This is a genomic window from Pseudomonas sp. AMR01, from assembly GCF_041946035.1.
GTDB lineage: Bacteria > Pseudomonadota > Gammaproteobacteria > Pseudomonadales > Pseudomonadaceae > Aquipseudomonas > Aquipseudomonas antarctica_B.
On the sequence record NZ_JAUTYR010000015.1, the window covers coordinates 34,697 to 55,446 of the forward strand.

Consider the following 20,750-nt stretch of genomic DNA (forward strand, 5'->3'; position numbering starts at 1 on the left):
TTTTTTTATGCCTGGAGAAAGCCGGCGCAAGCGCCGGCTCCCATCCGTCAATGGTTTAGAACGTCCACTTGGCGTTTACCATTGCATTGCGAGGCTCACCGTAGGAGCCCGAGTTGAACGTGCCCATGCCGTCGTAGTACTTCTGGTCAAACAGGTTGTTGACGTTCAACCCTACAGTCAGGTGCTCGTCGACCTTGTATTTGGCCAACAAGCCAACCACGGCGAAGGGATCCTGCGTAGCCTTGTAGTAAGGGCCCTCGTAGTTGATTTGCGAGGAAGCGTACATCTCGCTTTGCCAGGTCACGTTGCCGCCGACGGTCAGCTTGTTCCACTGACCCGGCAAGCGATAGGTGGTGCCTAACTTGAAGAGGTTGATCGGCTGGTTGGTCTGGACACGACCGCCGTCCTTGTCATGGGACTCGCGATAGGTATAGCCACCAAACACGTTCCAGCCGGTCGCCACTTCACCCGAGATCTCGGTCTCTACGCCACGGGTATTGGTACCGCTGATGGCCTTGTACACCGTGCGGCCCGAAGAATCCTGGCCGGACTCCTGCGGCGTGTTCTTCTGCTCGATGTCGAAGACCGCGATGCTTGCGTTCAGCGCACCGTTGAAGAACTCACCCTTGAGACCGATCTCGTAGTTGTCGCCTTCGAGGGGCGCCAGCGAGCCGCCCGCCGCTGTTTTGTAGAACGTCTGCGGCAAGAAGATGCTGGTGTAGCTGGCGTACGCCGAATAGGTGTCGTTCAGCTCGTAGACGATGCCGGCATAAGGTGTGACCACCCCGGTTTTCTTGGTCTTGTCAGTGGCCTTGGTGCCATTGAGATAATTGCTGACCTCGTCCTCCTGATTCCACCAGCTGAGCCGAGTCCCCAGAATGATGGTCAGCGGATCAAATGGTTTCAGGCGCAGGGCGCCATACACACCACTCTGCTGCAAGCTGGTAACGGTGCCACCATCCTTGAAGTACGAGCGACGCCCGTACTTATTGCCGTCCCAGTTGAAAATATTCGCCGAACCGTAGTCGCCGTCTTCGTTGTGGCTGGCGTAGTTGGGGAAGTTGAGGTGAGTGCGCGAGGTGCTGGCGCCGACCACCAGCTCATGTTCGCGACCGCCCAGGTTGAATGGGCCGGAAGCATAGGTATCCAGCGTGTCCTGGGTCTGGTAGCTGTCCAGGCGGTAGATAAACACGCCTGTGCCCGCCCCGGTCACCGGGTCAGGGTAGCCGCCACTTGCCGACGCGCCCTGGCCTTTACGGTAGGAGTATTGATGGCTGTAAGCAGTCTTCAGGCTCCAGTCATTGTCCAGCTTATGGTCAAGCATGGTGGTGAAGTTGTAGCTGGTGTTGTCCATGTAACTCGAGCGCGTGGCCGGGTTGAATGAGCGGGACATATTGGTTTGCTTGCCATTGCTGAAAAACAATGGGATGTGCCCATAACTGGTGCCGTTGGCATCGTTGTTCTGGTAGTCGAGGCTGGTGCGCAAGGTCGTGTTGTCATTCAGATCGATATCCAGCGCGCCGTACATCACGCGCTTTTCCTGGCTGTACCAGTCGATGAACGAGTTTTGCTTCTGGTAGGCGGCAACGAAACGTCCCCGCACATTGCCGGTTTCAGTCAGCGGCCCGGAGACATCGACTTCAGAGCGGTAACGGTCCCACGCGCCCGCCTCACCGGACACATATGCCTGGAAGTCTTTGGTCGGTCGCTTGCGCACCAGGTTGATGGTAGCGGACGGGGTCCCCGCACCACTCATCAGACCGGTTGCGCCGCGCACCACTTCGACGCGGTCGTAGATCGCCATATCAGAGATTGCGCCAACGTATTGCTGGGACTCGTTGGCCACTTGCGACGGAATACCGTCGTATTGAAAGTTCTGGATGGTGAAACCCCGGGAATAGAAATCAAACCGTTCGCTGTCACGATGGTTAATGCTGATACCCGGAGTAAAAGCCATGACTTCATTGAGTGTTGAAAGGTGTTGATCATCCATCAACTGCCGGGTCACCACACTCACCGACTGCGGCGTCTCACGCAATGTCAGCGGGAGCTTGGTAGCGGTGCTGGTGGCGCCCGTGGTGTAGGAACCGCTGTTTTCAGTCGTCGCCCCAAGTCCCTCGGCACTGATATTGGTCGCCCCCAGGGTCACCGCCGAACCACTCGCCGGCGGCATGATTACATAGCTGCCGCTGGCCTCGCGGCTGGCCTGCAAACCACTGCCCGATAACAGCCGGGACAGACCTTCATCCACGCTGAACTGCCCCCGCAGCCCTTGGGTCGTTTGCTGGCTGGCCAGGGCCGGGTCGTAGGAAATTGACACGCCGGCCGCCGAGCCGAACTTCATCAGCGCGTCCGACAATTTACCGGCCGGGATTGCGAAGGCAACCTTGCCCGCTTCGCTCTGGGCGAACGCAGCACTGGGCAGCAATGTCGCAGCCGCCGGCACAGCCAGCGCAGCACTTAACATCATCAGACGCACGGTCTGCGGCAACTTCTTCAACGCGTAATGCTTGGGCGTGGACAACCAAAGGGGATAAGGCATCGACAGCAATCCTTGAACAATGAGGCGTGTGATTGGCAGAAAATAGTGGCGTCTTTGAGCGCCTCTGGTTGATAAGACGGCTCAGCTAATGAAAACCAGACTCATTTACTTCAATTTTTTAACGCGCCGCCCATCCAGCCTGGGAACTGCAGCTGCACCGGATTCGCAGAGAGAAAAACGGCTGGCAGAGCACGCCGTCATTGCGCTAGCGCTTCCAGCAAGAAAGCAGCCCGCATCAAAACAAGAACGTTTGATGATCGAAAAAATTTAGGCCGGTGGTCACGGGGTCAGGCGCCACTGCGAACACAAGGGCAGATCGCAGCCGCCGAGCCCGGCGCAATCCCGCTAAATCGCGCCGCGCTCGGAACGTCTTCTACAAAAGCCCGCCAGCGATCCAATGAATCGCCGGGGCCCCCACTCGCCCTTAGCACGTAGCCACGTTGCGACCGAGGTAGTTTCATGACTGCAAAACCGCGTAGCGCCCTTCGCGAACTCTTGAGCCTGCTCAAGCCTTATCGCTACACCGTCATCCTGTCGATTCTGTTCGGCATTCTCGGCGGCTTGAGCGTCACCGCGCTGCTCGCCACCGTGAACAGGGGCCTGCATAGCGATTCCGGTCTCTCCACTGCCGTGGTGCTGGCCTTTGCCGGGCTGTGCGTGCTCGCCCTGCTGAGCAGCATTGCCGCCGATATCGGCAGCAACTTCGTCGGGCAAAAAGTCATTGCCAGGCTGCGCAAGGACCTCGGCGCCAAGGTGCTGTCGGCACCGATCGAACAGATCGAACGCTACCGCAGCCACCGCCTTATTCCGGTGCTGACCCACGACGTCGACACCATCAGTGATTTCGCCTTTGCCTTCGCCCCGCTGGCGATTTCCATCACGGTTATCCTCGGCTGCCTGGGCTATCTGGCGAGCCTCTCGCTGCCGATTTTCCTGATGACCCTGCTGGCCATCGGTATCGGCTCGGCCATTCAGTTCATCGCACAAGGCAAAGGCATCGCGGGCTTCTACGCTGCGCGGGAGTCTGAAGACAACCTGCAAAAACATTATTCGGCCATCGCCGAAGGCGCCAAGGAACTGCGCATCCATCGCAAGCGCCGTCACGCCATGCTGACGCGCAACATCCAGGCCACCGCCGACCACATCTGCGACACCCATGTGCGCTCGATCAACATTTTCGTGATCGCCAAGAGCCTGGGCTCGATGCTGTTTTTTGTGGTCATCGGCCTGGCGCTGACCCTGCAATCGTTCTGGCCCAGCAGCGACCCGGCCATGATGAGCGGCTTTGTATTGGTGCTGCTCTATATGAAAGGCCCCATGGAAAACCTGATCGCCAACCTGCCGATCATCAGTCGCGCGCAGATCGCCTTCCGCCGCATTGCCGACTTGTCCGAACGCTTTTCATCGCCGGAACCGCACCTGCTGCTCGACGCTGACGAGAGCCGCACGCCGCCCATGAAGCATCTGGAATTGCGCGACGTGCAATACGCCTTCCCGCCCGTGGAGGGCAGCGAACCGTTCAAATTGGGCCCGGTAAACCTGACCATCGAGCCTGGCGAAATCCTGTTTATCGTCGGCGAAAACGGATGCGGCAAGACCACCCTGATCAAATTGCTGCTGGGCCTGTACACACCGCAAAAAGGTGAAATTCGCCTCAACGGTGCAGCGGTCGATGCCCGCGGCCTTGACGATTACCGGCAGATGTTCACCACCATTTTTGCCGACTACTACCTGTTCGACGAACTGGTGCAAAGTGACAAAGCCCTGCCGGACGATGCCAACAGCTACCTGGAACGCATGGAGATCGCCCACAAGGTCAGCATTCGTGACGGTGCATTCACCACCACCGACCTGTCCACCGGCCAGCGCAAACGCCTGGCATTGATCAACGCCTGGCTCGATGAACGGCCAGTGCTGGTATTCGACGAGTGGGCCGCCGACCAGGACCCGACTTTCCGCCGCGTGTTCTACACCGAGCTGTTGCCCGATCTGAAGCGCCTGGGCAAGACCATCATCGTGATTTCTCACGATGACCGTTACTTCGATGTCGCCGACCAATTGGTGCGCATGGAAGCCGGGCGCGTCATCAGCGAAAAAGCCTTCGCCTGATTCCACCCTCCGGCGAGCGCCCCGCCGCTCGCCGCCTGCCCCACACGCCCCACCTCACACCTAAATCTCGTCGGCCACGCTTCGTCTTTCTGACAACGCATATTTACGAAGCCGATGGCGACGAGACCGAACATGAACCCACTGAATCAACTCCCCGACGACGACCTGCTGGCCCTGTTGATGGCCGACGACGCCGGTTCAGCGCACTCCATCAAGGCTCACACCCATCACGGCCCTGCGCCCTTGTCTTTCGCCCAGCAACGCCTGTGGTTCCTGCAACAGCTCTCGCCCGCCAGCAGCGCCTACAACCTGCCCAACGCGCTGCACCTGTGTGGCCCGTTGAATACAGCGGCGCTCGGCGAGGCCTTGCAGCAGATCATCGACCGGCACGATGTGCTGAAAACCGCTTTCCAGACGCTTGATGATGAACCCCGGCAAGTGCTTGACCCGAACGCCCGGATTCACTTGCGGGAGGAGGACCTGTCGGGCCTGGCGCCCGAGGCCCGTGCCGCCGCCCTTACCGAGCGCCTTGCCGCCGAAGCCGGCGCACCGTTCGACCTGAGCCGCGCCCCGCTGATTCGCGCCAGCCTGATCACACTCGACCACGACGACCATGTGCTGCTGCTGAACATGCACCACATCGTCTCGGACGCCTGGTCCAACCCGATCCTGATGCACGACCTGACCCAGGCTTACAGCCGTGCGTGCCAGGGCGATACCACGCCGCTGGCGCGGCCCGCCATCCAGTACGCCGACTACGCTCGCTGGCAGCGCGAGGAATACCCCAGCACGCCTGAACAGCTGCGAGCCGCCGACTATTGGGCGGATTACCTGGGACGCGAGATTCCCACGCTGGACTTGCCCACCGATTTCCCGCGCATTCCCGAACAACAGCACCGCGCGGGCACGCATCACCTGCCGGTGCCCCACGCACTGAACCAGCAGCTGCAGAGCTTCTGCCGGCATCACGATCTGACGCCCTTTATTGTGCTGCTCGGCGCCTGGCAATTGCTGCTCAGCCGTTACAGCGGCCAGCAGGACTTCACCGTCGGCGTGCCGAATGCCGGGCGCAATCAGAGCGAGAGCCAGGAGCTGGTGGGCTTCTTTGTCAGCAGCCAGATCTACCGCACGCACCTCACCAATGACCTGACCACCGCTGCGTTTCTCCAGGCGCTGCGCCAGCAATCGCGGGCGGCCATGGAGCATGTCGACTACCCGATCGAACTGATCATCGAACGCTTGCAGCTGCAACGCAGCACCCAGGCCAACCCACTGTTCCAGACGTTGTTCAACTGGCGCGTAAGCCAGGATCAACCGAGCGCGCTGACGCTGGGGGAGTCGACCCTGGCGTTTCTGCCGGTGGCGCAACATGAAGCCAAGTTCGACCTGTCGATGGACGTCGACTACTCGCCGCAGCGCGCTACGGCGAACATCGAGTACAGCACGGCACTGTTCACCCAGGCGACGATTGAACGCCTGGGGCAGCATTGGCTGCGCTTGCTGCAAAGCCTGATTAATGGTCCACAACAGCGGCTGGCCGAACTGGCCATGCTTGATTTCGCCGAACAACAGCAGATTGTCAGCGTGTGGAACGACACCGCGACTCCTTACCCGCTGGATCGCAGCGTTCAGCAACTGATCGAAGCCCAGGTCGCCGCCACCCCATCGGCTCCGGCATTGATGTTTGGCGAGCTGCAATTGAGTTATTGCCAACTCAACCGCCGCGCCAATCAGCTCGCGCACAAACTGATCGAGCTGGGCGTCGGCCCGGATGCGCTGGTGGGCATCGCCACTGAACGCAGCGTGGAAATGGTCATCGGCCTGCTCGCCGTGCTCAAGGCCGGTGGCGCCTATGTGCCGCTGGACCCGGACTACCCGCAGGACCGCCTCAGCTACATGATTGAAGACAGCGGCATCGGCCTGCTGCTGACCCAGCAGCACTTGCTCACGTCATTGCCGGTCTCTGCTTCGCTGCCAGTGTTGGCACTCGACCAACTGGATGTCAGCGCCTATGCCGACACCAACCCTGAGGTCGCCGTTGACGGTGAAAACCTCGCCTACGTCATCTACACCTCCGGCTCCACCGGCAAGCCCAAAGGCGCCGGCAACCGCCATTCAGCCCTGACCAACCGGCTGTGCTGGATGCAACAGGCTTACGCGTTGACCGCCAGCGACACCGTGCTGCAAAAGACCCCGTTCAGTTTTGACGTGTCGGTGTGGGAGTTCTTCTGGCCACTGATGACCGGCGCGCGCCTGGTGGTTGCCGGCCCCGGCGACCATCGCGACCCGGCCACTCTGGTGAGCCTGATTCAGCGCTACGACGTCACCACCCTGCACTTCGTGCCGTCGATGCTGCAGGTGTTTTTGCTCGACGAAAACGTCGCGCGCTGCACTCGCCTTAGCCGCATCGTATGCAGCGGCGAAGCCCTGCCCGTGGACGCGCAACAGCAGGTATTCGCCAAGTTGCCGAACGTTGGGTTGTTCAACCTCTATGGCCCCACCGAAGCCGCCATCGACGTCACCCACTGGACCTGCCGCGAAGAAGGCAAGGCAGGCGTGCCCATTGGTCAGCCGATCGCCAACCTCAGCACCTATATCCTCGACGCAGAACTGCAACCGGTCCCGGCGGGTGTGATTGGCGAGCTGTACCTGGGCGGCGAAGGCCTGGCCCGTGGTTACCACCGCCGCCCTGCCCTGACCGCCGAACGCTTCATGACCAGCCCGTTTGGTGACGGCCAACGCCTGTACCGCACCGGCGACCTGGCAAGTTACCGCACCGATGGCGTGATCGAATACCGTGGCCGTATCGACCATCAGGTCAAACTCCGTGGCCTGCGCATCGAGCTGGGGGAAATCGAAACTCGCCTGATGGAACTGGACTGCGTGCGCGAAGCCGTGGTGATCGCCGCCGACGGGCAATTGGTCGCCTATGCCGTGCCCACCGAAGCCCGTGAAGCCGCTGAACTGCGCAGCGACATCAAGAAGCGCCTCGGCGAGCATTTGCCGGATTACATGGTGCCCGCGCAACTGATCTTCCTCGATCAACTGCCCCTGAGTCCCAACGGCAAACTCGACCGTAAAGCCTTGCCCAAGCCCGACGCCAGCCTGCTGCAAAAAGCCTATGTGGCGCCGCAAAGCGCGCTGGAACAGCAAATCGCTGCCATCTGGCAAGACGTGCTCAGCCGCGAAACCGTCGGCCTGCACGATGACTTCTTTGAGCTGGGGGGTCATTCACTGCTGGCCACCCAGGTCATCTCCCGGGTGCGTCATGCCCTGAACAGCGAGGTGCCGCTGCGCAACCTGTTCGAGTGCAGCACCTTGCAAGCGTTCGTCGCGACCCTCGCGCAGGAGCCGCCGCGCCACGCACCGGCGCTGACGCGGGTCGAGCGTGATCAGCCGCTGCGTCTGTCCTATGCCCAGGAACGCCAGTGGTTCCTCTGGCAACTGGATCCCCAGAGTACCGCCTACCACATCCCGGCGGCACTGCGTCTGCGCGGCCATCTGGATACCCAGGCGCTGCAAAGCAGCTTTGACCGCCTGATCGCCCGCCATGAAAGCCTGCGCACCTCGTTCACCCAGGACGGCGAGCGCACTGTGCAACGCATTGCCACCCACACCCAGCTGACAATCACCGTCGAGCCGCGCCCGGGCGCCGACGATCAGACGATCCAGGCGTGTGTGGCGGAGGAAATCCAACAGCTGTTCGATTTGCAGCATGGCCCGCTGTTACGGGTGAAATTGCTGAAGCTGGCGGATGACGATCATGTGCTGATCATCACCCAACACCATATCGTCTCCGATGGCTGGTCGATCAACGTGATGATTCAGGAGTTGATCACCCTGTACGCGGGTCTCAGCCAGCAACAAGACGTCAGCCTGCCAGACCTGCCCATCCAGTACGCCGACTATGGCGTGTGGCAACGCCAGTGGATGGACGCCGGGGAACGCGAACGCCAGTTGGCCTACTGGACCGCGCAATTGGGCGGTGAGCAGGCCGTACTGGAACTTCCCGCCGACCACGCCCGCCCGTCCGAGCAAAGCTATCGCGGGGCGCAGCTGGACCTGGTGCTGGACAACGAACTGAACCAGGCCCTCAAGCAGCTTGCCCAGCGGCAAGGCGTGACCTTGTTCATGCTATTGCTGGCCTCGTTCCAGACCCTGTTGCATCGCTACAGCGGGCAAACCGATATCTGCGTCGGCGTGCCGATTGCCAACCGCAACCGCATGGAAACCGAGGGGCTGATCGGCTTTTTCGTCAACACCCAGGTGCTGCGCGCAGAGCTCAACGGCCAGGCGCGCTTTGTCGACGTGATGCAACAAGTCAAGCAGCATGCCTTGCAAGCCCAGGCTCACCAGGACTTGCCCTTCGAGCAACTGGTGGAGGCCCTGCAACCGGAGCGCAGCCTCAGCCACAGCCCACTGTTCCAGGTGATGTACAACCACGCCAGCGTACAGCCGCAAACCCGCGTCAGCCTTTCCGGCTTGAGCCTTGAAGTACTCGAAGGCACGCTGCCCAGCACCCAGTTCGACCTTTCACTGGACACAACAGAGTCCGCCGACGGCCTGGCGGCGACCCTTACCTATGCCGTCGATCTGTTTGAAGCTTCGACCGTCCAGCGTCTGGCCGGGCATTGGCAGAACCTGCTGCAGGCCATCGTGCGCGACCCACAACAACGCCTGGGTGAACTGCAGATGCTCGGCCGTGAAGAGCGGCACTTGATGCTGCATGACTGGAGCAGCGCCAGCCTCGATTACCCGAGTGAAAATCGCGTCCATCAGCTGTTTGAAGCTCAAGTGGCGAAGCAACCGTCAGCCCCCGCTTTGCTCTTCGAAGGCCGCGCGCTGAGCTACGCCGAACTCAATGCCCGCGCCAACCGCCTGGCCCGGCATCTGGTGAGCTTGGGCGTCGGTCCCGACGTGCCTGTGGGGATCGCCGTGGAGCGCGGCCCTGACATGATCATCGGCTTGCTGGCGGTGCTCAAGGCCGGTGGCGCCTACGTACCGCTCGACCCGCAATACCCGCAGGATCGCTTGCTGTGCATGATCGAAGACAGCGGCACCCGGCTGATGCTGACCCAAAGCCACTTGCTGCAACGGCTGGCAATTCCAGACGATGTGCAGCCCCTGAGCCTGGACCAGCACCAGGCCTGGGTTGAGCTGGACGACACAAACCTGGTCAACCGCGCCCATGCCGAGAACCTTGCGTATGTGATGTTCACCTCGGGCTCCACCGGCCGGCCAAAAGGCGTGGGCATCAACCAGTCTTCGCTGACGCGCCATGCCTACGTGTCGCTGGAGTTTTTCAACCTCAATGGCAGCGACCGCATCCTGCAGTTTTCCACGTTCAACTTCGACGGTTTTGTCGAGCAGTTGTACCCGGCGCTGATCTGCGGCGCGTCGGTGGTACTGCGCGGCACCGAGATCTGGGACACCGAGACCTTCTACCGCGAACTCATCGAACACCAGATCAGCGTGGTCGACCTGACCACCGCCTACTGGAACCTGCTGGCCAAGGATTTCGCTGCTGCTGGCCCGCGCGATTACGGGCGACTCAAGCAAGTGCACGCCGGCGGTGAAGCCATGCCGCCGGAAGGCCTCGCCGCGTGGGCCCAGGCCGGTCTCGGCCACGTCACGCTGCTCAACACCTACGGCCCCACTGAAGCGACGGTGACGGTCACGGCCCTTGACTGCACCGACTACGTGACCGGCGCACGTCCAACGCCCTTGACCATGCCCATCGGCAAGGTCTTGGCCGGGCGCAGCATTTACCTGCTGGACAACAGCGGCGCCCCGGCGCCGATTGGCGTGGTGGGTGAATTGGTCATCGGCGGCGAATTGCTCGCCCGGGGATATTTCAACCGGCCGGACCTGACGGCCGAGCGCTTTATGCCCGATCCGTTCAGCCGGCATGGCGGGCGTCTGTACCGCACCGGCGACTTGGCCCGCTACAACGCTGACGGCGTGATCGAGTACGTCGGCCGGATCGACCATCAGGTGAAAATTCGCGGTTTCCGTATCGAGCTGGGCGAAATCGAGGCCCGCCTGCTGGAGCAAGACGTGGTGCGCGACGCCATCGTCCTCGCGCAACCGGCCGCCAGTGGCTTGCAACTGGTGGGTTATGTAGTGCCCCACACCCCGGCGTTGCCGCACGATGAGTTGCGTCAGTCGATCAAATCCGCCTTGTCGGCCGTGCTGCCGGATTACATGGTGCCGGCCTTTGTGATGTTCCTTGATGTATTGCCCCTGAGCCCCAACGGCAAGCTGGACCGCAAAGCCCTGCCAAAACCGGATGCGAGCACCCAGCAAAACCGCTATGTGGCGCCGCGCACGGCCCTGGAAATCCAGGTCGCCGACATCTGGCAAAGCGTGCTCAATCTTGAACAGGTAGGCCTCACAGACGACTTTTTCGCCCTCGGTGGCCACTCGTTGCTGGCGACCCAGATCATTTCCAGGGTGCGCAAAACCCTGAACCTTGACGTCGCCTTGCGCAGCCTGTTCGAACGCAGTGTGCTCGGGGATTTCGTCTCAGGCCTGGATGGCCGCGCCCGGCAGCACGAACTGCCGTTGGCGCCTGTCGATCGCAATCAACCGCTGCCGCTGTCCTACGCCCAGGAGCGCCAATGGTTCCTCTGGCAATTGGATCCCCACAGCGCCGCCTATCACCTTCCAGCTGCCTTGCGCCTCACCGGCACGCTGGACATTGCAGCGCTGGAGCAAGCCTTTAACCATTTGATCTCCCGTCACGAATCACTGCGCACCACCTTCGTGGCAGACAACGAAAGACCGCGGCAAGTCATCGCCGATCAGGCGCCGCTGACCCTCGTGGTCGAGGCGCTGGAGAGCCCGCCGGACGAGGCCACGATCAAGGCCTTCGTCGAACATGAAACCCGCCAGCTGTTCGACCTTCAACGGGGCCCACTGCTGCGAGTCCGGCTGCTGCGTCTGGCGGACGATGAGCATGTGTTGGTACTGACCCAGCACCACATCGTGTCCGATGGCTGGTCGGTGCAATTGATGGTTGAAGAGCTGATCAACTTGTACCGCGCCGCCCAGGCTGGACAGCCTCACTCGCTGGCACCGCTGCCGATTCAGTACGCCGACTATGCCGCCTGGCAACGCCAATGGATGCAAGCCGGCGAGCGTGAGCGTCAACTGGCGTACTGGACCGTCCAATTGGCGGGTGAACATAGCGTGCTGGAATTGCCGACGGATCGCCCGCGCCCGGCTGAACAAAGTTACCGTGGCGCCCACCTGTCACTGGCCCTGGCGCCCGGCCTGGGCGACGCGGTGCAGCAACTCGCCCATCGCCTCGGTGTGACGCCGTTCATGCTGTTACTGGCGTCATTCCAGACCCTGCTGCACCGCTACAGCGGCCAACACGACATCCGCGTCGGCGTGCCGATTGCCAACCGCAACCGAGTCGAGACCGAGGGGCTGATCGGTTTCTTCGTCAATACTCAGGTGATCAAAGCCGAGTTCAACGCGCAGCTGCGGGTCGAAGAACTGCTGCAACAGGTCAAGCGACATGCACTCGACGCCCAGGCCCATCAAGACCTGCCCTTCGAACAACTGGTGGAGGCCTTGCAACCCGAGCGCAGCCTTAGCCACAACCCGCTGTTCCAGGTGATGTTCAACCACCAGAGCGCCGACCCCGAACGTCAATCACTGCCGTCGGCGTTGCAGGTCGAGGGCCTGGATTGGGAAGGCAGCACCGCGCAATTTGACCTGACCCTCAGCACCAGCGAATCTGCAGAAGGCTTGAGCGCAACCCTGACCTACGCCACCGACCTGTTCAACGCCGACACCATCGAGCGCCTTGGGCGGCATTGGCAACAGCTGTTGCACAGCCTCATGGCAGACCCACAGGCGCGGGTTGCCGACCTGCCGATGCTGGATCACGCCGAGCAACAGCAGATTGTCAGAGCGTGGAACGATACCGCGACGCCTTACCCGCTGGACCGCAGCGTTCAACAACTGATCGAGGCCCAGGTAGCGGCCACGCCTGAGGCTCCAGCACTGATTTTTGGCGAGCAGCAATTGAGTTATAGCCAGCTCAACCGCCGCGCCAACCAGCTCGCGCACAAACTGATTGAAATGGGCGTTGGCCCGGACGTACTGGTGGGCATCGCCACTGAACGCAGCGTGGAAATGGTTATCGGCCTGCTCGCCGTGCTCAAGGCCGGTGGCGCCTATGTGCCGCTGGACCCGGACTACCCGCAGGATCGCCTCAGCTACATGATTGAAGACAGCGGCATTGGCCTGCTGCTGACCCAGCAGCATTTGCTCACGTCATTGCCGGTCTCTGCTTCGCTGCCAGTGTTGGCACTCGACCAACTGGATGTCAGCGCCTATGCCGACACTAACCCTGACGTCGCCGTTGACGGCGAAAACCTCGCCTACGTCATCTATACCTCCGGCTCCACCGGTAAGCCCAAAGGCGCCGGCAACCGCCATTCGGCCCTGACCAACCGCCTGTGCTGGATGCAGCAGGCTTACGCGCTGACCGCCAGCGACACCGTGCTGCAAAAGACCCCGTTCAGTTTTGACGTGTCGGTGTGGGAGTTCTTCTGGCCGCTGATGACCGGCGCGCGCCTGGTGGTTGCCGGCCCCGGCGACCATCGTGACCCGGCCACGCTGGTGAGCCTGATTCAACGTTATGAAGTCACCACCCTGCACTTCGTGCCGTCGATGCTGCAGGTGTTTTTGCTCGACGAAAACGTCGCGCGCTGCACTAGCCTTAGCCGCATCGTGTGCAGCGGCGAAGCCCTGCCCGTGGACGCGCAACAGCAGGTATTCGCCAAACTGCCGAACGTTGGGTTGTTCAACCTCTATGGCCCCACCGAAGCCGCCATCGACGTCACCCACTGGACCTGCCGCGAAGAAGGCAAGGCAGGCGTGCCCATTGGTCAGCCGATCGCCAACCTCAGCACCTACATCCTCGACGCAGAATTGCAACCGGTCCCGGCCGGTGTCATCGGCGAGTTGTACCTGGGCGGCGAAGGACTGGCCCGTGGTTACCACCGCCGCCCTGCCCTGACCGCCGAACGCTTCATGACCAGCCCGTTTGGTGACGGCCAACGCCTCTATCGCACCGGCGACCTGGCGAGTTACCGCACCGATGGCGTGATTGAATACCGTGGCCGTATCGACCACCAGGTCAAACTCCGTGGCCTGCGCATTGAGCTGGGGGAAATCGAAACCCGCCTGATGGAACTGGACTGCGTGCGCGAAGCCGTGGTGATCGCCGCCGATGGGCAATTGGTCGCCTATGCCGTGCCCACCCAAACCCGCGAAGCCGGTGAACTGCGCAGCGAAATCAAGACGCGCCTGGGCGAGCATTTGCCGGATTACATGGTGCCGACGCAGTTGATTTTCCTCGATCAACTGCCCCTGAGCCCCAACGGCAAGCTTGACCGCAAGGCCTTGCCAAAACCGGATGCCAGCCTGCTGCAAAAAGCCTACGTGGCGCCGCAAAGCCCGCTGGAGCAGCAGATCGCTGCTATCTGGCAAGACGTGCTGAAACGGGAAAAGGTCGGCCTGACCGACAACTTCTTTGAACTGGGCGGTGACTCCATCATCTCCATCCAGGTGGTCAGCCGCGCCCGCCAACAGGGAATCGCTTTTACCCCCAAGGAACTGTTCCAGCACCAGACCGTGCAAGGCTTGGCGGGTGTCGCCCGCAGTGGAGCGACTGCCCAAGTGATCGACACAGGCCCCGCCACCGGTGCATTGCCGTTGCTGCCGATTCATCAAGCGTTTTTCGAAACGCCGATGCCCGAGCGGCATCACTGGAACCAGTCGGTACTGCTCAAGCCTGCGCAACCGCTGACCGCCGAGGCCCTGCAACTTGCACTGCACGCGGTAATTGAGCACCACGACGCCCTGCGCGTGAGCTTCGAGCAGCAGGCCGGCGGCTGGAGCGCACACTACCGGCCAATGGCCGACTGGCAATTGCAGCAGGTCCACACCCGCGCCGAGTTACTGTCAGGCGTGTGCGACCAGGCCCAGGCCAGCCTCGACTTGCAACACGGCCCGCTGATGCGCGCCGTGTTGATCCACTTGGCCGACGGCAGCCAGCGCGTGCTGCTGGTGATCCACCACATGGCCGTGGATGGCGTGTCGTGGCGGATACTGTTTGAAGACCTGCAAAACGCCTATCAACAGCTGATAAGCGGGCAGCCGTTGCGACTGCCGGCGCGCACCAGTTCGGTGAAGGCCTGGGCCGAGCGCTTGCAACAACGCGCGCAAAACCAGTCGGCTGAGGACGAACTGAGCTACTGGTTGGCGCAACTCGACAGCAACGCTGCCGACCTGCCGTGCGAACGCCCCCATGGCAGCCTCGATAATCGCCACAGCCACACGTTGCACACCCACCTCGACGCTACGCAGACACAGCGCTTGCTGCAGCAAGCGCCGAAGGCTTATCGCACGCAGATCAACGACCTGCTGCTGACCGCCCTGGCGCGGGTCATCAGCCGCTGGACCGGCGCCCAGCACTGCCTGATCGAGCTGGAAGGCCACGGTCGCGAAGACCTGTTTGATGACATCGACCTGACCCGCACCGTGGGTTGGTTCACCAGCCTGTTCCCGGTCAAGCTGGTGACGGCCACCGAGCTTGGCGACTCGATCAAACAGATCAAGGAACAGCTGCGTGCAATTCCCGACAAAGGCCTGGGCTATGGCGCTCTGCGCTACTTGGGCACGCCGCACGCACGGGCCAGCCTCGCCGCCCTCGCCGCCCCACGCATCACGTTCAACTATCTGGGCCAGTTCGACGCCAGCTTCGACGCCAGACAGGGTTCGTTGCTGTCACCTGCCGCCGAAGGCAGTGGGCATGAACAAGCGCCTGATGCGCCATTGGGCAACTGGTTGAGCCTCAATGGCCAAGTGTATGGCGATGAGCTGACCCTGGGCTGGCAGTTCAGTCGCGAGATGTTCGACGAGGCGACCATTGCCCACCTGGCCGATGACCTCAAGAACGAACTGCTGGCGCTGATCGAGCATTGCTGCGACAGCGCCAACACGGGTGCAACGCCCAGCGACTTCCCGCTGGCGCGCATCAGTCAGGCGCAACTGGACCGCTTGCCGGTGCCCTTGGCCCAGGTCGAAGACCTTTACCCGTTGTCGGCAATGCAACAAGGCATGCTGTTCCACACCCTGGAAGCACCGGAGAGCGCCCTGTACGTGAACCAAATGGCCGTCTCGGTCAGTGGCCTCGACGTTGCACGCTTCACCGTGGCCTGGAACGCCGTGATCGAGCGCCATGAAATCCTGCGCACCGGGTTCTGGGCCGACAGCCAATTGGCCGAACCGCTGCAGGTGGTTTATCGCAGCGCAACCCTGCCCGTCGACGTGCTCGACTGGCAGCAGCGCGAAGTCACCGCACAAGACCTGCAGGCCCTTGCGAGCCAGGATTGCGCGCGGGGTTTCGAACTCCTGCGCGCGCCCCTCACACGCCTGACGCTGGTGCAGCTTGACCCGCAAACGCACTACCTGATCTGGACCAGCCACCACATCCTGATGGACGGCTGGTCCAACTCGCGCCTGTTGGGTGAAGTCTTCGCCCTCTACAACGGCCAGCCCGCACCGGCCAAGCGCGGGCACTACCGCGACTACATCCGCTGGCTGCAAGAGCAGTCCCAGGAGGTGCTCGAGCAGTTCTGGAAGACCAAGCTGCAGGACTTGAGCGGCACCTCGTCGCTGGCCAACAGTATCTCGCCCAAACCGTCGATGGAGCTGGAGGGCCACGCGGCGCTGTATCTGCAGTGGGATGAGGCGCAAACGGGGCATTTGCGTGAGCGTGCTCAACGCCTGCGGGTCACCCCTAACACGCTGATTCAGGCCGCGTGGTTACTGCTGTTGCAGCGTTACACCGGCCAGGACACCGTATGCTTTGGCGCCACCGTCGCCGGCCGACCGGCCAGCCTGCCGGGTTCCGAGGACATGCTCGGGCTGTTTATCAACACCTTGCCCATCATCCAGACCCCGCAACCGCACACGCCCGTCACCCAGTGGCTGCAAGCGCTGCAAGCCTACAACCTGGAAGTGCGCGACCACGAACATGCTTCCCTGGCCGACGTACAACGCTGGTCGGGCCAGGGCGGCCAGCCGCTGTTCGACAGCATTCTGGTGTTTGAAAACTACCCGGTGGACGAACGCCTGCAGGAAGCCGGAAGGGACCGCCTTAGCTTTGGCGACGTCAGCAGCCGCGATGTCACCAACTTTGCCATGGACTTGGCGATCGACCTTGGCGACACCCTGAAAATCGAGTTCCTGTACCTGCGCAATCGCTTCACTGAAACAGCCACTGCACAAATCCGCCGCAGCTTTGAAACCCTGCTGCTGGCGCTGCTGAATGACGCCGAGAGCAATGTCGGCAACCTCACGATGCTGGCACACACCGAACAGCAGGTGTTGCTGCGACGTAACCTGCTTAAACCAGTCACGACTGCGCGCGCTCACTTGGCGCAGGTGATCCGTCAACACGCGCTGGAGCGTCCAGACGCGATGGCGGTGGTGTGTGACGGTACCGAACTGAGCTACGGCGAACTGGATGCCCGGGCCAATCGTCTGGCCCACTGCCTCATGGCGCAAGGCATTGGACCGGAGCAGTTTGTCGGGGTCGCCCTTGAGCGGTCGGTGGACGTGATCGTCGCGTTTTACGCGGTCATGAAAACCGGCGCGGCTTATGTGCCGCTGGACATTGATTACCCACAAGATCGCGTGCAGTGGATCGTCGAAGACTCAGCCATGAGCGCACTGATCAGCCAGCATTCATTGCGGTCGCGCTTTGAGGGGCTCGGCGGCGCAACACTGATCGAACTGGATCGCCTGCCGCTGTCGGACTGGCCACAGACATGCCCGAGCTGCGAGGTGCACGACGACAACCTCGCCTACTTGATTTACACCTCCGGTTCCACCGGCAAACCCAAAGGCGTGGCGGTGGCGCATGGGCAAATCCGTATGCATTGCCAGGCGATTGCCGAGCGTTACGAGATGGACAGCGCCACCCGTGAATTGCTGTTCATGTCATTCGCCTTCGACGGCGCGCAAGAGCGTTGGCTGTCGACCCTGCAAAGCGGCGGGTGCCTGGTGGTGCGTGGCAATCAACTGTGGACCCCGGAAGAAACCTGGCAAGCGCTGCATGCCCACCGCATCAGCATCGCCTGCTTCCCTCCGGCGTATCTGCAACAGTTGGCCGAGTACGGCGACAGCCAAAACGACGCCCCGCCGCCCGTGCGCATCTACTGCTTCGGTGGTGATGCGGTGGCCGAGGCCAACTTTGAATTGGTCAAACGCGTGCTCAAGCCGCAGTTCCTGACCAACGGCTATGGCCCCACCGAAACCGTGGTCACGCCGTTGCTGTGGAAAGTCAGTGTCGAGGAACGCTGCGCGGCGGTGTACGCCCCCATCGGCACACGCATCGGCGAACGCACCTTGTATGTGCTGGACGAACACCTCAACCCGGTACCCGATGGCGTGGCCGGCGAGTTGTACATCGGCGGCGAAGGCGTTGCCCGTGGTTATCACCGGCGTCCGGGCCTTAGCGCCGAGCGTTTTGTGGTCGACCCGTTCGCGGCGGACGGCACGCGCCTGTATCGCACGGGCGACCTGGTGCGCCAACGCCCCGACGGCGTTATCGACTACCTCGGTCGGCTGGACAACCAAGTGAAGATCCGTGGCTTCCGTATCGAGCTGGGGGAAATTGAATCACGCTTGCGCGAGGTTCCCGAGGTGCAAGACGCCGTGGTCGTCGCCCGCGACACCGCCGGCGGCAAGCAACTGATCGGCTACGTGGTGGCTGAGGCCTCAGCCGGCCTCGGCGAGCGCTTGCGGGCAACCTTGCAGGAGGAACTGCCTGATTACATGGTCCCGGCGCAAATCCTGGTGTTGCAGGCCTTCCCGCTCAACCCCAACGGCAAGCTCGACCGCCTGGCCCTGCCCGACCCGGACTTTAAGGGCCGTGCCTTCGTTGCCCCGCGCAACCCGCTGGAAGCACAACTGGTGGCGATCTGGCAGGAGGTACTGGAACTCGACACCGTGGGCGTCACCGACAACTTCTTTGAATTGGGCGGCGACTCGCTGCGTATTCTCAAGGTGTTGTCGAAAGTTCGCAGCCAGCCGGATATTGGCATCGAACTGAAACTGCGCGACATGATCGGCAAGCCGACCATCGCTGAGTTGTCCGGGTTTGCCGAAGATGACGCGAGCCTTAACCCGCTGTTGTTGCTCAACAGCGAAACAGCGCACAACCCGCCGCTGTTCTGCCTGCATGCCGGGTTTGGCACGGTGTTCGACTACGAGCCACTGGCCCGTCGACTGGAGGGCCAGCGCAGTGTCTACGGCTTGCAATGCCGGATGCTGCTCGACCGTCAGTGGAACGATGAGTCCCTGGAGGCCATGGCCATCGATTACGCCCAGTACATCCGCCAGCAACAGGCCAGCGGCCCGTATCACCTGATGGGCTGGTCGCTGGGCGGCACCCTCGCGGTGCTGGTGGCCCAGGAGCTGGAAAGCCAGGGTCAGCGCGTCGAATTCCTGGGGCTGGTGGACAGTTTTATCCCCACCGGCGAGGACCTCGTGAACCAGGACTGGAGCGAGGACCTGCGTGGGTTCCTGGCGGTGCTGTTTGGCCTGCCGGCCGATGAGTTGCCGACTTTTGAAGTCAACGCCACCACCGCTGGCGCGCGGCTCGAGCAACTGATTGAACACGTCCAGACGGGGGCTGCCGCTGAATCGGTGTACGCCCAGATCAGCGCCGAGGAACTGGCCCATACCTTCCAGGTGGCGATGAAACTCAAGGAACTGTCCACGCGACTCGATGGTTTACCGCCCACCCGGGCGCAGGCCGATTGCTGGTGGGCCAAGGCGAATGCCGGCCAGTCAGCGTCGAACCTGGCTTGCGCGCGAAGCAATGAACAGATCGCGGCCGGCCACTACGACATCCTCAACCACCCGGCGCTGCTTCACGGGCTGTTGCAGCACTTGGCGCTGCAACCCGTCGCCAGCTGAAAACGGTGCCGCCCCTGATGGTCAGGGGCGGCGCTTAGCCCTATTTCACAAGGAACCTGTCATGCCCCTGGACCCTGATCTCGAAGGCTTTCTGGAATTGGCACAAATGGGCCGCCTGACCGGCAAAAGCCAGCCCATGCACGCACTGAGTGTTGAACAGGCACGCCGCGAATTCGAACAAACCTCGGCGATTCTCGACCCCAGCCCGCCGGGCTCGGTAGCGGTCAGCCAACTGACGGTCACGGCACGCGATGGCCATGCATTGCCCGCCCGCCTTTACCGGGCACCGGGCACCGCGCAACTGCCGGTGATTGTGTATTTCCACGGCGGCGGCTATGTGGTGGGTAGCCTGGACTCCCATGATTCCATCTGCTGCAGGCTGGCCGCCAGCGGTCAGTACGCGGTGTTCGCTCCGGCTTATCGCCTGGCGCCCGAGGCGACCTTTCCGACCGCCGTCAATGATACCCTCGACGCCGCCAACTGGCTGGCCGAACAGGCCGGCAACCTGCAACTGGACGCCCAACGCATCACGCTGGCGGGCGACAGTGTGGGAGCGACGCTGGCGACCGTAGTGGCGATCATCGCCGTGAAAGCGCCGCAACAACTGGCGTTCAAGCCCTGGGCCCAACTGCTGTTTTACCCGGTCACTGATACCTCACGGCAGCGCGATTCCCACCGCCAATACGCTGAGGATTACCTGCTTGAAACCGCCACGCTGGAATGGTTCTACACACACTATTGCCCTGTCCCCCAACAGCGCCTCGACTGGCGGGTTTCGCCGTTACTGGCCGAAGGACTGACAGCGCTGGCACCGGCGTATATCAGCCTGGCCGAATACGACCCGTTGTATGACGAGGGGCTGGCGTACGCCCAAATGCTGGCGGCCAGCGGCACCGACGTCAGCCTGCACCTACAGTCGGGGCTGACCCATGACTTTCTGCGCATGAACGGGATTACCGGCGCAATTGCCGGTATTTATGAAGACGTGTTGAGTTGGTTGGGCGAACAGCGCTAAGCGCCTCGCCGCTATCAACGACAGACAAAACCCTATTTGGGGAGAGGGAGCTTGCCCCCTCTCCTACAGCGT

General features: G+C 62.0%; 5 protein-coding genes. 4 read left to right on the forward strand and 1 reads right to left on the reverse strand.

Going from position 1 to position 20,750, the window contains the following annotated elements:
- Positions 1-55: 55 nt before the first annotated feature.
- On the reverse strand, positions 56-2,542 hold the full coding sequence (locus Q7C20_RS15405) for a TonB-dependent siderophore receptor (protein WP_348055223.1): 2,487 nt from the start codon (positions 2,540-2,542) through the stop codon (positions 56-58).
- An 88-nt stretch (positions 2,543-2,630) separates the two neighbouring features.
- Between Q7C20_RS15405 and Q7C20_RS15410 the strand changes: the two genes are divergently transcribed.
- From Q7C20_RS15410 to Q7C20_RS15425, 4 genes are all read left to right on the forward strand, one after another.
- Positions 2,631-2,813, forward strand: a complete 183-nt coding sequence (locus Q7C20_RS15410) for a hypothetical protein (RefSeq protein ID WP_348055225.1) — start codon at positions 2,631-2,633, stop codon at positions 2,811-2,813.
- Between the two features lie 188 nt (positions 2,814-3,001).
- Complete coding sequence (locus Q7C20_RS15415; protein ID WP_375068441.1) at positions 3,002-4,651, forward strand: cyclic peptide export ABC transporter; 1,650 nt, start codon at positions 3,002-3,004, stop codon at positions 4,649-4,651.
- Positions 4,652-4,783: 132 nt separating this feature from the next.
- Positions 4,784-19,663: a non-ribosomal peptide synthase/polyketide synthase gene (locus Q7C20_RS15420; RefSeq protein WP_375068443.1), complete on the forward strand. Its 14,880-nt coding sequence runs from the start codon at positions 4,784-4,786 to the stop codon at positions 19,661-19,663.
- A gap of 61 nt (positions 19,664-19,724) precedes the next feature.
- Positions 19,725-20,678 carry an alpha/beta hydrolase gene (locus Q7C20_RS15425; RefSeq protein ID WP_375068445.1) on the forward strand — a complete coding sequence of 318 codons (954 nt, stop codon included), beginning with the start codon at positions 19,725-19,727 and terminating at the stop codon, positions 20,676-20,678.
- Positions 20,679-20,750 lie beyond the last annotated feature (72 nt).